Annotated in this window: 14 protein-coding genes; 3 read left to right on the plus strand and 11 right to left on the minus strand. The window is 31.5% G+C overall.

The features are described 5' to 3' along the window. Nucleotides 1–36: 36 nt before the first annotated feature. From iadA to ptsP, 9 genes are all read right to left on the minus strand, one after another. Nucleotides 37–1,215, minus strand: coding sequence for a beta-aspartyl-peptidase (gene iadA / locus FYJ33_RS02895; protein ID WP_154530272.1), 1,179 nt, complete (start codon nucleotides 1,213–1,215; stop codon nucleotides 37–39). Nucleotides 1,216–1,230: 15 nt separating this feature from the next. Beyond that, nucleotides 1,231–2,511, minus strand: coding sequence for a tetratricopeptide repeat protein (locus tag FYJ33_RS02900; RefSeq protein ID WP_154530273.1), 1,281 nt, complete (start codon nucleotides 2,509–2,511; stop codon nucleotides 1,231–1,233). Nucleotides 2,512–2,668: 157 nt separating this feature from the next. Then, nucleotides 2,669–3,865, minus strand: coding sequence for a DUF4652 domain-containing protein (locus FYJ33_RS02905; RefSeq protein ID WP_154530274.1), 1,197 nt, complete (start codon nucleotides 3,863–3,865; stop codon nucleotides 2,669–2,671). Nucleotides 3,866–4,100: 235 nt separating this feature from the next. Beyond that, the gene (locus FYJ33_RS02910) at nucleotides 4,101–4,622 is read right to left on the minus strand and encodes a chromate transporter (protein ID WP_154530275.1); all 522 of its coding nucleotides are present in this window, start codon (nucleotides 4,620–4,622) and stop codon (nucleotides 4,101–4,103) included. Beyond that, nucleotides 4,622–5,158, minus strand: a complete 537-nt coding sequence (locus tag FYJ33_RS02915) for a chromate transporter (protein WP_154530276.1) — start codon at nucleotides 5,156–5,158, stop codon at nucleotides 4,622–4,624. Before FYJ33_RS02915 ends, FYJ33_RS02910 begins: the two co-directional genes overlap by 1 nt. A gap of 69 nt (nucleotides 5,159–5,227) precedes the next feature. Beyond that, nucleotides 5,228–5,392, minus strand: a complete 165-nt coding sequence (locus FYJ33_RS02920) for a hypothetical protein (protein WP_154530277.1) — start codon at nucleotides 5,390–5,392, stop codon at nucleotides 5,228–5,230. A 242-nt stretch (nucleotides 5,393–5,634) separates the two neighbouring features. Further along, on the minus strand, nucleotides 5,635–6,339 hold the full coding sequence (locus FYJ33_RS02925; protein WP_154530278.1) for an ABC transporter ATP-binding protein: 705 nt from the start codon (nucleotides 6,337–6,339) through the stop codon (nucleotides 5,635–5,637). A 12-nt stretch (nucleotides 6,340–6,351) separates the two neighbouring features. After that, nucleotides 6,352–8,847, minus strand: a complete 2,496-nt coding sequence (locus tag FYJ33_RS02930) for an ABC transporter permease (RefSeq protein WP_206046597.1) — start codon at nucleotides 8,845–8,847, stop codon at nucleotides 6,352–6,354. A gap of 300 nt (nucleotides 8,848–9,147) precedes the next feature. After that, nucleotides 9,148–10,764, minus strand: a complete 1,617-nt coding sequence (ptsP, locus tag FYJ33_RS02935; protein ID WP_154530280.1) for a phosphoenolpyruvate--protein phosphotransferase — start codon at nucleotides 10,762–10,764, stop codon at nucleotides 9,148–9,150. 329 nt (nucleotides 10,765–11,093) lie between these two features. Between ptsP and FYJ33_RS02940 the strand changes: the two genes are divergently transcribed. The 3 genes from FYJ33_RS02940 (at nucleotide 11,094) to FYJ33_RS02950 (ending at nucleotide 13,639) form a co-directional block, all read left to right on the plus strand. Beyond that, nucleotides 11,094–13,118 carry a sigma 54-interacting transcriptional regulator gene (locus FYJ33_RS02940; protein WP_154530281.1) on the plus strand — a complete coding sequence of 675 codons (2,025 nt, stop codon included), beginning with the start codon at nucleotides 11,094–11,096 and terminating at the stop codon, nucleotides 13,116–13,118. 103 nt (nucleotides 13,119–13,221) lie between these two features. Beyond that, nucleotides 13,222–13,410, plus strand: coding sequence for a hypothetical protein (locus tag FYJ33_RS02945; protein ID WP_154530282.1), 189 nt, complete (start codon nucleotides 13,222–13,224; stop codon nucleotides 13,408–13,410). After that, nucleotides 13,403–13,639: a hypothetical protein gene (locus FYJ33_RS02950; protein ID WP_206046598.1), complete on the plus strand. Its 237-nt coding sequence runs from the start codon at nucleotides 13,403–13,405 to the stop codon at nucleotides 13,637–13,639. Before FYJ33_RS02945 ends, FYJ33_RS02950 begins: the two co-directional genes overlap by 8 nt. A gap of 51 nt (nucleotides 13,640–13,690) precedes the next feature. On the opposite strand, the gene FYJ33_RS02955 is transcribed toward FYJ33_RS02950, so the two are convergent. Together FYJ33_RS02955 and FYJ33_RS02960 are read right to left on the minus strand one after the other, a co-directional pair. Continuing rightward, the gene (locus FYJ33_RS02955; RefSeq protein WP_154530284.1) at nucleotides 13,691–13,909 is read right to left on the minus strand and encodes a hypothetical protein; all 219 of its coding nucleotides are present in this window, start codon (nucleotides 13,907–13,909) and stop codon (nucleotides 13,691–13,693) included. Nucleotides 13,910–14,066: 157 nt separating this feature from the next. Next, nucleotides 14,067–14,306: a hypothetical protein gene (locus FYJ33_RS02960; protein ID WP_154530285.1), complete on the minus strand. Its 240-nt coding sequence runs from the start codon at nucleotides 14,304–14,306 to the stop codon at nucleotides 14,067–14,069. Nucleotides 14,307–14,356 lie beyond the last annotated feature (50 nt).

The raw sequence follows: 14,356 nt of genomic DNA on the forward strand, positions 1-14,356 counted from the left end.
TCACCCATTTTAGGATGACCTTATTTTTATCTTTATTTATATTTTTTCAAATGTTCCATATTTAAGGACTTTTCCATCTCTCATCAGAATCTTACCTCTGCAAATCACAGTCCTTATCTCAAGAGTTTTTTTATCAACAAATACTAAATCAGCATCCTTACCCTCTTCAATTCTTCCTTTATGATTAAGTTTAAAGATATCAGCAGTATTGCTTGTTATAACCTTAATTGCATCTTCAAGTGGGATATCTTCATTAAACACTGCATTTTTTACTTCATCAAACAATGATTTTACTGAACAGATTCCAAGCCCTATTAACTGTCTCTTCTCGTTAAACAAAGGCATACTGCCGTTGCCATCAGATGAAAAAGTTATATGTGTAATATCAAACCCCTTTTTATAATACAAAGAAAGTGCCATTGATGCAGTAAGCTCATCCTCTTCTAAGTATTTAGGATCACTGCTTGTTGTAGCATCAATATATCCTCCTATATCAGCATAATTCATAGCCTCATCAAACAATTTCCTACTTCTGTTAACATGCGTAGGCAGAAGCTGACTGACTGGAATTTCTGTTTGCTTTATCACTTTATAAAGGTACTCCATTCCCCTTTCACCGCTGCCAAGATGCACATTTACCACACCAGCTTTGCCCGAAAGAAGTCCTCCTACTCTTGATTTTGCAACAGTCTTAACAAAATCCTCATAAGTAGGCTGAGAACTCCTATTATCAGATAAGGCAACCTCACCAACACCAATTATTTCGCTTATAAGCATTAAATCACTTTTAGGTGTGCCCGTAATAGTATTAACAGGAATCTCATAAGATCCTGTATAACAAAATGCCGTAATCCCTTCTTCATTAAGAGCTTTTGTCTTTGCTACAAGACTTGGCATATCACGACATATATTATCAGTTCCAAGGCAGCCAATGACTGTAGTTATTCCAGCCTTAACAAATTCACTAAAAGCAAGTTCAGGAGTCCTAGTATTGAATCCTCCTTCTCCGCCACCACCAATAATATGCACATGTGAATCTATAAATCCTGGCAGTACACATAATCCTTCTGCATCTATATTCGCAATTTCTATATCATTACTAGTTATATTAATGCTTGGAGAAATCTTTCCTATTTTATTACCTGCAATAAAAATATCCTTTTTTCCACACTTTTGTGGTGAAAAAATTTCTGCATTTCTTATTATAGTTAGCAAACTATCACATCCTTTTTATTTTAGGATGTCCTTTATGTTAGTATTAATATACATTGAATCTGGATATTTATCACAAAGCTCCTCTGCATATTTTTTAGATTTTTCTGCATTTGTAGATTTATAATATACTGCTAATTTATAAAGAACTTCTTCCATATAATTAGCTTCTTCCTTTGTTTTATCTTTGTTTTCCTTTTCGTATTCTTCGAAATACTTTACCGCTTCCTCTATATTGTTCATTTTTTCATAGTTATTAGCAATTATAAACTGTATATGTGGTTTAAGATAACTGCTGTTACTATATTTATATGCATTCAAAAGTACAGCTTCAGCCTTATTGTATTTTCCAGCTTTAAAAAGTTTTGTTCCATCTTCATAAAGCTTCACAACACCTTTATCATTCATATATGCTTCTGCCTTATCATAAGCATTTCTTTCAGTAATTCCTAAGAAATTCTTATCCACATCTGTTATTGATTTTTCCACATATTTATAGTCACCATCATCTATAGCTGTTAATAACTTTGAAGCATCTATAGTTTTAGCTCCTTTTTTTGACTCTTCCTTAACTTCTTCTTTTTTAGCTTGTTCCTGTTTCTTTGCTGCTTCCTGTTTTTTAGCTTCTTCTACTTTCCTTTTAGCTTCCTCTGCTGCCTTTGCTGTCTGATCAACTTTTCTTGCAGCTGTGTAATTCTTAATCTTAGGTACTGTAAAAGCAAATGCTCCAATGACTGCTATAATAACAGCTACAGGTATACATAGCTTCTTTATGAAAGAATAATTTCTGTTTCCACCATATTCATTAAGTATCTTCTTATTTTCAAGTGCTGTTTTATTATTTTTATCCACAAACATAACCTTCTCAAGATATTCCTGTGCCTTTTCAAAATCTCCAGTCTTTATTGCACATAAGCATAGTGAATTATAGACATTTATCATGTTAAAATCACTTTCTGCGCAATAATTTAGTTTATTTATTGCCTCATGAATGTTAAGCTTTTTTATTTCCACAATAGCTTCTTTATATGCTTCCATTCTAAACTTATCTTCTCTAGAATCATTTATGTACATCTCTGATATATCGTCTCCGTTTAATGATACATTAACTTTCCATATGTTAAGCGCCGAAGTAAGATTTCCTTTTTCATAATAAATAATACCTTTTAGGTTATAAGCTGCAGAATTTTTTTCACTTCTATTAATTGCTTTATCACATGCCATCAATGCTCTATTTATGTAACCTGTACTATATAATTTCATCGCTTTATCATATAATTGCTTATCTTTTTTATCCAAAATAACACCCCATCATAATTTATAACAAAACTATTATACAATATACTAAATTGAATATGAAACAAAAATACATAATAATGATCATACATGCATTGATCATTGATCACCGATCCTTGAGAATTTTTCTTAGAATTCACTTATAGAAATATAGACATCTTTATAATGCTATCATCTTTATTGTTTCCTTGTATTCATTCATAGTCTCATCTGTATATTGTGCTATTGTTATTTGGAGTTTTTTGTTTCCTTTTGATTGAATCTTTTTTATTCGCTCTCTTTTTGAAGATGGCTGGAATTCCAGTTTTGTCATATCTGTATTTATATTGATTGAATATATTTGCTGTCCTGTTACAAGAGTTCCATATGCTGAGCCAGTTACTACAAGAATCCTATCATTATCAAGCCATTCTGTCTGAAGTATTGTAGTCTGACTTTCCTTTTCATTCTTCAGCTTATATTCAGTAAAAGCTCCCTTAGGATTTTTAATAATAAGACTTGCGTATCCTTCCTCTTCAGCATATTCCCCTTTTCCTAGCACGCATGCAGAATACTTATTTTCTTTGTTAACTTCCCATGGAGTCTGACTCTCACTATTCATGCTTTTGATAACACTGTCTGATGGTACATCTTTAGAAAATATATCTACTGTTTTTTCTGTACCTTTTTCACTATCTTCAGGTTGGCTACCTTTATTTTCTTGTTTTTTTAGCTCTACACCTTTATCTTTCTCTGATGACTTATTTGCTTCTTCCTTCTTATCATCAATAGCTTCTGATTTTTCATTAACAGATGCTTCTGCTGATACACTTGCATTCTTATTTACTGCTGATTGCTGCATATTAATAATCTTAGGAATAGCTATAACAGATGATGATAGTGTTATAACTGCAATTAATGCAGCTACTGCAATCCATCTGTTCTTTTTCAATTTATAACCTGCTTTTTCTGTTAAAGACATAGGATATTTTTTCTTATCTATCTTTGACATAATACTCCTCCTTGAACTTACAAATCCAGGATTGTAATCATGCAGAATACTTTTAAAATCATCATTTATCTTTTTTTCGTAATTATATTTTTTTCTGCACGAATCACAATCTTTGATATGCTTAATCATTTCTTCTCTTTGCTCTCTAGTAAGATTGTTATCAAAAAATTTATAATTAGATTTATACATATAAAGCTTGTTATAAGCAGTTATAAATGTTTCCTGTGTGAGATCTTCAGCTGCTTCCTTATCCTTGATCATGTTGTATATAATATGAAGTATTGTAAGTTCGTATTTGTTAATTATGATGTTAAACTGCTCTACTTTTAATACTTCATTTATTAGTTCCTTATCTCCATCCACCATAAGACCGCCCTTTTTAATTTTTTAAATATGCCTTTATCTTATATACGAATTATTCTTATTGTAGTTTACATTTATTGATATTTTTAGATATTTTTTATTTAGTTTCAAAAAAAGAATAGGTAATAATGAATTTTATCCAATTCTATTCGTTATTATCTATTCGCTATTTACTAGTATAATTTATTTATTTTTATAAGTATTTCAAACAATATAACAGACTCGTAATTTTGATATATTAATAAAATATTAGCCCTAATAACGCCGCAATTACTATTGTTAATATAGGATGGACTTTCTTGGACACAAGCATTGCTCCTGTAATAAGAGTTATAATTATGGCCTGATAATTAACATATGCATCTTTGGCAAGTGAAATAAATGAGTTAAGTATTAGAGCTATTATGGCAGGCTTCATTCCTAACAGCGCTGCCTTAATAACCTTTGAATCTTTAAATTTACTTACTGCCTTCTGTAAAATTGAAACAAGAATAAATGATGTAATACTTATTCCTATTGTCGCAACAATACTTCCCAGAACACCATTAACTTTATATCCTGCAAAAGTTGCTGCATTAATGGCTATTGGTCCTGGAGTCATCTGTGATATTCCGATAATATCCACAAAATCTGTTTTGCTTATCCACTTATTCACATCTACTATTTCTCTTTCTATAAAAGGCAGCATAGCATATCCGCCGCCAAAGCTGAATGCACCTATCTTAAAAAACACAAAGAACAGTTTAATTAATACTGGCATTACTCTACCTTCTTTCTAAGAAAAATTAATCCATAAAGAGCTGATCCAATTATTATGTAGATAGGATTAACTTTAAAATAAAGAAGTATAAACAATGCAACAGCAATTATGATAAAATTTCTTGAATTTTTGTCTATAGCTTTTGAAAGACTTGCCACAGCTATAAGTACAAGCATTGGTACTGCTGCACTTATCCCCATGAACGCTTTGTTTACATAATAATTATTTCTAAACTGCATGAAGTATGCTGCCACAAGAAGTATTATCGAAAATGATGGTAGTACAGCACCTAAAAATGAAAGTAATCCGCCTATAACTCCAGCAATCTTATATCCTACAAATATAGATGCATTTACTGCAAATGGCCCCGGAAGACTTTGCGAAAGTACTATAATGTCCATAAATTCATCTTTATCAAGCCACTTTTTCTTATTTATCATCTCCTCTTCAATAAGTGGAATCATGGCAAATCCACCACCAAAAGTGAAAAGTCCAATTTTAAAGAAGGTTGCAAAAATCCCAAAAAGTTTTTTCATTAAATGAATCACCTCTTATCTTTTGTTTTAACTATACTCTTCCTTTATTATGGACATATTAACTTCAATTTATTTGCTATTATCTTCAAAAAAAGACAGCATAAGCTGTCCATTTTTCATAACATATATGCAGTCACATTTATCTAGTACATCATCATCAAGCTGATGTGTGATTATGATACAGCTCGTTCCCTTTAAGTTAAAGATACTATCAAAGATAGCTTTGGCTGTCATATTATCAAGACTTGATGTTGCTTCATCAAGAATCAGAAAATCTGATCCGCGTTCAGTACAGAAACATATGATGCACTGTTTTCGCTATTGAAGCTTTGTACATCTCTGCCTATGATACTTAAAAAAATATCTTCAAGTTCTTTAAGTTAAAGTGTTTTGAAGAGAGATGTGCTCTCTTTTTGGAACTCCTCAAGGGAGTTCAATCCTTAACTCTTCGTCCTTCGCTCTTAGTTCTTAACTTTCTAGATTGCTTCTTCTTCCTGTTCTAGCACTTCTTTTGATACTATCTGTCCATCAAGAAGTCTGATAATTGAAGTTCCATATTCTGCTGACTTTTCTGAGTGTGTAACCTGCACAAGTGTTTTGCCATATTCCTTATTTATCTTTCTGAAAAGCTCCATTATTTCTGCACCAGTCTTTGAATCAAGGTTTCCGATTGGTTCATCAAGGAAGATTATTTCTGGTTCAAAAATAAGAGCTCTTGCTATTGCTACTCTCTGCTGCTGTCCACCTGAAAGTTCTCTTGGTGTCATCTTTCTCTTTGCTTTCATTCCTATGATATCAAGGATTTCATCAAGCTTCCCTTTATAATCCTTAAGCTTCTTTCCATCAAGTATAAGTGGAAGCATAATATTATCTTCAACTGATAAATTAGGTACAAGATTATAAAATTGAAATACAAATCCTATTTTATTTCTTCTAAGTTTACTCATTTCTTTTTCTTTTACTTTACTAAGATCTTTTCCGTTAATCTCAACTGAACCTGATGTAGGCTTATCTAGTCCTCCTAGAAGATAAAGTAATGTTGACTTTCCACCACCTGAAGGCCCCATTATAGAGACGAACTCGCCCTTTTCGACAGTAAAACTTATATTTTTTAAAACTTCAACGCTTTCCTTTCCAACTTTGAAACTCTTTTTTAAATTAGTAACTCTTATTGCATCCATATTCTTTTCCTCCTACTCATATCTTATTTCCTGAATTATTGATAACTTTCTATTCTTAATTAATGCTGGTATTGTCGCAATGAGGATTATTACTAATGATGCAATAAAATACTGTGGCACTACCTTAAAGTTCATTTCAATATCAAGCGGCATATTTAAAACATTTAAGAATCTTGATAAAAGTGATAATCCTAAAGTCACATAAGACACTGATATAATTACTGCCCAGACAACTGATAATATTGATTCAATAATTATCATTTCTGTTATTTTCCATCTGCTCATTCCTACTGATTTAAGTACTGCTATCTCTTTCTTTCTCTGCATAAAGCCAATGCTTATATTATTAAAGATTCCAATGGCAGCTATAAATATTGCCATGTAGCTGAATATGCTTAAAACGATAAGCATTTGATTATTTGCTTCTGTATTAGCTTTTTGATCTTCTTCAACTGTACTTACAGTAGCCCCATATTTCTTAACCACACTCTTTAATTCTTTCTTTGCTTCATCATGTTTTTCATCTGTATATAAATATAACTGATCTGCTTCCTTTAGCTTATAAATGTCTTTAAGGACATTGTTCCTTACAAGTGCAATTTGTCCCATATTATAAAGTTTTCCGTTGATGATACCTGCAACTGTAAGCTTTTTACTAATTCCATTTATATTAACACTTACCTTATCCCCTACCTTTACCTTAAAGACTTTATTCATTGCTGTTGTAATCATTATTGAATCATCTGACTGCAAAAACTTCTGGTACTCTTCTTTATACTTTGTATTAAGATCAAAATATTTGTTATAAGTTTCATAATTATCATCAATACCTTCTACAACATAATTACTGTTATTTATAACAGCTCTAGTCTGTATCTGGTGGATGATAGTGCTCTTTATATTATCATTTTTCTTAATATCTTCTATTATTTTCTCTGTATTTGTTGTCTTTTCAGCAGAATCTGATGGCTGTATTTTACTGATACACAAGTCATATCTCATATCCTTATAAGCACCTGTAACTGCCTTTTCTACTGAAGAAGAAACTGAAGTCATCATAAATACTGAAAGAAGTGAAATTATTATAAGTGTAACATTACTCATTAAAACCTTTGATGTCCTAAGATTATTTAGTGCAAATACTGCTGCCTTACTTTTACCCTTAGCTACCTTATATAATAATGATGAAATAACATCTATTATCTTAGGGTACATCAGTACGAGTCCTATTACAGATAAAATTACGAATACTCCACACAAAGCATCTGCAGCTTCTGATTTTATATTGTAAACTATAACTGAAACAATAATGATTGTAAGTCCCGCTATAAACCTCTTATAACCAATCCTATTTGTAACGCTGACTTCATTTAGTATTATGTCTTTAACCTGCATTTTTCTTATCTTCTTTACTGGAATTATTGCAGAAATGAATGATAATACTACTGCAAATATCATGCCTGCTGCTAGATATTTAGGCTCAACAGATAACTTTGATATTATTCCGTACTGCTTTAATGGAGAAGTCAAATAATTTACAAGATAAAGTCCAAGAACTCCAAATAAGTCACCAACTATTCCCCCAACTATTCCATAGCCAACACTTTCTAAAAATAATATCTTCTCAACCTTTCCTCTTGTTGCTCCCTGGCTAAGGAATGTACCTATAACTGAAAGCCTTTCTGTTACTATAAGCTTAAATGATCCATAAATTATTATGCCACTCATAAATGCTACTATAATCAACATTACATAAAGTACATTTGTGAATGATGACATCTGATCCTTAACTGCATCTTCATTAAACAATTCTTTTGCAGTATACTTTGTATTATTTTTATTAAATTCTTTTACGCTGTCTTTAATATTATCTTTATCTGCTTTAGCTGAAATAAAATTATATTTTCCTTCTGCTTTAAACTCTTTTACTAGAGTTTTATAAGGAACTATTATCGAATATCCTGTACTTTTATCAGGATAAAATACACCTTCATTTGAGCTTATTGCTTTTACTGTATATTCTTGTTCCTTTCCATTCATAAAAATTTTAACTTTATCATTTATCTTTAATTTATTATCTGAACTTATTCTTTTAGAAATGATACAGCTGTTACCGTCAAAGTCATTGATATTTCCTTCAACAAGCTGTTTATCATTTATATTTTCTTTTTCTCTTGCACGTATTGTAACAAATTTAGTATCTTTGCTGTCATCCTTACTATCTTCAACAGCTGAAGCAACTATTTCTGCTTTTAAATTTTTTATCCCTTTTAATTTAATATCATTTTTATCGATAAAAAGCTGATTTTTATCATTTGAAGAAATGACTATCTGCTGATCTTCAAATTGTGCTAGTTGCGGCTTTACTATACTGTTTATACCAACATTAACTGCTCCCATGCTGGCAACAAACATGCCTGTACTTAATGAAATTGCAATGATCAAAAGAACAAACCTTAATTTCTTTTCCATCATGCATCTTGTTATATACTTGAAAAATATCTTCATTTCGTCCCCTCCCATGTTAATTATTGTATCAACATTATATTTATATTTCATTAAGCAAATCTTAATTTTTCCTTAATTACCCACAGAGTGTTTCTTGTCACAATCTAACATAATTTATATTTATAAATAATACAAATTAATATCAAAAAAGCTCCCGCTTATAAAAGCGGAAGCTTTTTCATTAAATATAATTTGGGATTATATTCGTGTTATCAGGTATTTTAAATCTATGTTAAAATATCTTCATTAAAATTTGTTAGTATTTTATGTTAAATTGTTAGTTTATTTATATCTTTGTAATTAGTTTTCCATTATAAGCTTCTTAGCGTTTAATATTGATGTTGCACTCATTGAGAATTCATCTAATCCGTATTCTACAAGAGTTGGTATAGCAGTTTCGTCTCCTGCCATTTCTCCACACATTCCACACCATTTTCCTTGTGAATGAGCTCCATCTATAGTCATCTTTATTAATCTTAATACAGCTGGATGCATTGGGTTGTATAGGTAAGATACCTTTTCACTCATTCTATCTGCAGCTAATGTGTATTGGATTAAATCGTTAGTTCCGATTGAGAAGAAGTCAACATGCTTAGCAAGTTCATCAGCCATAACTGCTGCTGCTGGAATTTCAACCATGATACCCCATTGGATAGTATCTGAGAATTTCTTTCCTTCTGCAGTTAATTCTGCCTTACATTCTTCTACTACAGCTTTAGCCTGTTCAAATTCCTGTATTCCAGAAATCATTGGGAACATTACTCTTAAATCTCCATAAACTGAAGCTCTAAGTAAAGCTCTTAATTGAACCTTGAATATTTCTTTTCTATCTAAGCAAAGTCTGATTGCTCTGTATCCTAAGAATGGGTTCATTTCTTGTGGTAATGGTAAGTATGGAAGAGTCTTATCTCCACCGATATCTAAAGTTCTTATAACAACTGGTCCGCTGATTTTTTCAAGAACGTGCTTGTATGCTTCATACTGTTCTTCTTCTGTTGGCGCCTGATCTCTGTCCATGTATAAGAATTCAGTTCTGAATAGACCTATACCGTCTCCACCGTTAGCTATAACCTGATCAACGTCAGAAGCCTTACCGATATTTCCGCAAACTTCTACTCTCTTACCTGCTTTAGTTACAGTTTTAACTTCGATAAGTTTCTTTAATTCTTCTTGTTCTGCCTGGAATTTAGCTTTTTTAGCTTCGTATTCAGCAATAACTTCTTCTGATGGGTTGATTATAACATCACCAGTTAAACCATCAACAATTATCTTGTCTCCATTTTTAACACATTCAGTTATATCTCCAAGACCAAGTACAGCTGGAATTTCAAGAGTTCTAGCCATGATAGCTGCATGTGAAGTTCTTCCACCTATGTTAGTTATGAATCCTGAAACCTTAGTTCTATCAAGTTGTGCTGTATCTGATGGAGTTAAATCGTGAGCAACTACTACTGTGTTTTCTTCAGTGATTGCGAAATCATCTCCACCTCTTCCTGCAAGGTTAGAGATTATTCTCTTAGAAACGTCCTTTATGTCAGCTGCTCTTTCTCTCATGTAGGCATCTTCCATAGATTCGAAGATCATTACAAATGTATTAGTAACATTTTCAACTGCCTTCATAGCGTTGATTGAATTGTTTTCTATTTCTAAAGACATAGCTCCAGTGAATTCTGGGTCATCTAATAATGTGATGTGTGCTTCAAAAACTGCTGCCTTATCTGCTCCCATTGATTCTTCAGCTTTAGCCTTTACAGCTTCTAATTGCGTATGAGATGCTTTTAATGCCGCATCTAATTTAGCCTTTTCAGCTTCTATGTCATTAACTTTAGCGTCTGTTATTACTATTTCTTCGTGAGCCTTTATAAATACTTTTCCAATAGCATATCCTTTTGATGCTGCTATACCTTTTTTATTCATCTAAAATTCCTCCTTAGATTTAAAATATCCTTTTACTATTATACAAGCAAATACCATGCCAAATTTTAAAAAATAATTTATTTTTTATTACATTTATGTATTTTATCATATTTGCACACAACTTTCCATGATTTTATTATTACTTTATATATAATGTATTATGCATATAAATGCTTCTTTATAAAATTGTTGATAAATTTTATCAACTATTTTATAAAGAATTATATATTTTTACCCCTAACCCATGATATAATGTTCTTAAGTAAAACATGATAAAAAATATCAACATATTTTATTTTTGATACTTTTTATCAAAAAGGAGAATTATTATGATAACTCAAGAAATAAAAATTCTTGCAACTAATGGCATTCACACAAGAATAGCTGCAATGATAGTCAATAAAGTTGCCCAAATTTCAAATAAATCACATGTTCAGCTGTACATAAAAAAGGTAGGCCTTAAAGACTGGCTGGGAATAAGCATGCTAGCACTTGTTTCTTTAAAAATAAAATGTAACGAATCAATAATAATTGGTGCCAAAAAATCTGGAGACGAAACAATAGAAGCACTAAATGAATTAAAATTATACATAGAAACAGTAATTAACAAAAGCGACAACGCCACTACTTCAATGAATAGCATTGATAAATTTATAGAGGAAAGTGCAATCGTTACTGACCAGATTATAAGCGAATCTCCAATAGGTATAATAGTTATTGATTTAAATTCTAACATTATAAATATTAATAATTACGCTTCAAACATCCTTAATATTAACGGAAAAGAATGCATAGGAAAAGATATTTACAAAATACTTCCACATTCGGAACTTCCTAAAATACTTACATCAAAAGATAAAGAACTTGGTAAGATTCTTTATCTTGGTAACAAGACATGTACAATAAATAGAAGCCCTCTTCTTTCCCACGATAAAATTATAGGAGCTGTTGCTGTATTCCAGGATGTCTCAGAACTTGTAGGTGTAAAAGAAGTTAATGAAAAGTTGCAAAAGATACTTGCTTCTTCACATGACTTGATCTGTTTTGTTGATAATACAGGTGTAATAAATTACTGCAACCCTGCATACAAACAATGTTTTTCTTCTGCAGATTCCGAAATAGGCAAAAATATTTTTGATATGCCTTCACACAATATAATTATTCAGTGCTTTAAGGATAAAAAGAAAATTGAAAATGTGCTCCAAACTAAAGACGGTATTGATGTTATGACTACAGCTGAGCCCATTTTTATTGATAATAAATTTAACGGGGTTATCTCAACATCTAAACCTGTAAATGAACTTAAAGAATTAATGAGCAAACTTCAGAAGTCTCAGGAAGAACTTGATTATTACAAAGATGAACTTATGAAACACACTTCGCTTAAAGGATCATTTAAAAATATCATAGGTGTAAGCAAGGCTATGCACAATATTTTATTTATGTGTGAAAAAGCCTCAAGAACAACTTCTACTGTGCTTATACAAGGAGAAAGTGGTACAGGAAAAGAACTTATTGCAAGTGCCATCCATAACAACAGTCCAAGAAAAGGCAAACCTTTTATAAGAGTAAACTGTGCAGCAATTCCTGAAAATCTGCTTGAAAGCGAACTTTTTGGTTACAAAAAAGGGGCTTTTACAGGCGCATTAAAGCATAAACCAGGTAAATTCCAGCTAGCAGATGGCGGTACAATCTTCTTGGATGAAATAGGTGATATGCCTCTTTCTATGCAGGCAAAACTTTTAAGAGTCCTTCAGGAAAAAGAAATAGATAGTCTTGGTGGTTTAAAACCTCAAAAAATAGATATTAGAGTAATTGCAGCAACAAATAGAATCCTTCCTGAAATGATTGAAAATGGCACATTCAGAGAAGATTTATATTACAGACTTAATGTTGTGTCAATAAGCCTACCATCGCTAAAAGACAGAAAAGAAGATATTCCTATTCTTGTTGAACACTTTATAAGCAAAATAAACGAATCTCTTCACACTACAGTTACAGGAATAGATCAAAATGTACTTCCCATGCTTTGTAACTATTCATGGCCAGGAAACATTAGAGAGCTTGAGAACATCATCGAAAGAGCCATTAATCTTTGTGATGGGCACATACTTACAGCAAGAGATTTTCCTTCATACATATGTTCTAAAACTCATACAGCTATTACAAACCAGTCACAAAACTTAATAAATGTATATAATGATGAGCTCCTGCCATTTGAAGAGTACGAAAAGCAGATAATTGAACTTGCCATGAAAAAATATAAATCATACAACAAAGCTGGAAAAGCACTTGGTCTTACTCATAGAACAATATCACTTAAGTGCCAGAAATACGGAATAGATAAGCAATAAAAAATTTACAATCGTCCCTTGTCATCCAAAATTCGATATTGAAGAAATTTATATATTATTTTTTGGGTTTATAATCTGTGGCTTAATGCAGCCTTCTCATACAATGATTTCTGTAATAATTGCTGCATCATGCGCATCATCAATGGCTGGTTCATGTTTTGATACTATTATTGCAAACATAACAACTGATGAAAAAGGAAAGACCTATTCTTATATATTTTTCATTCTTAATGCTTACTTTTCAGATTGCGTATTCGCAGTTCAGCTTTTCAATGCCGCTGCAGGTGAATAAGGTATTCGGAAATGTTTATGGTCCAAAATATTATGGTTTTCTTGGCAGTTTCAATGCTGTAATAGTAATAATTCTAACACCTCTAATTACATCTTTAACTAAGAAATTTAGAATAATTTCGGTTATAGCATGCGGTGGTCTACTATATGCAGTTTCTTTAGCAGTATGTGGTGCTCTTATCATGTTCCTATTAAACGGAATGTACGAGAAATTGATGAATAATAAATAATAAAACGGCTATAATGGATATTATACTCATTATAGCCGTTAACTCTAAATTTTAAAATCTAAATTCTAAATTAGTACAAATGGAAACTCCTAGTCCAATGCTCTTCATAAGATTTCTATAAATCAGTTCATGTACAAAATCACTTGGATGCAGTTCATCATTCATACAGTTTTCCTGAATAATTATATCTTCAATTGTCCTTCCTGTGAAAAGCAGATAGTCCTGCACGTAGATTTTACTATTTCGTAAGGATTCTCTTGTTCGTTTCACTCCCAAGAGGGACTTAATTTCTAAATTCAATCTTCACTTCGTTTGATTTCATTAAAAAATTAATGCCTCCTCATTATGATAAAGCCTGTTTGGGAATGATTCATTCTGCACTGTTGACGGAAGACCTGTCATTAAAATTATTTTTTTATTCTTTTCTTTAAAATATCGCACTATATGTAAGATTATCAAAAGGAAACTTATCCTTAATATATTTTTCAAATAAACCATACCAGCTTTTCTCGCCGTATCTCCTGCAGTAAGTTCTTTTTTCAGTAGTAATTATTTCTTCATCACTTTTAACACTATCGGACGCACCTGCCCCTGCTGCAATACTATCTCCTATTACATTTATCTTTATGCCTCTTCTAAACATTGAAATAAAACCTTCATTAGTCATAATATACAATTCCCTTCTATATAACCTCATAATTAATATTATAGTTCTTT

This window comes from Inconstantimicrobium porci (genome assembly GCF_009696465.1).
In the GTDB taxonomy this organism is placed as follows: domain Bacteria; phylum Bacillota; class Clostridia; order Clostridiales; family Clostridiaceae; genus Inconstantimicrobium; species Inconstantimicrobium porci.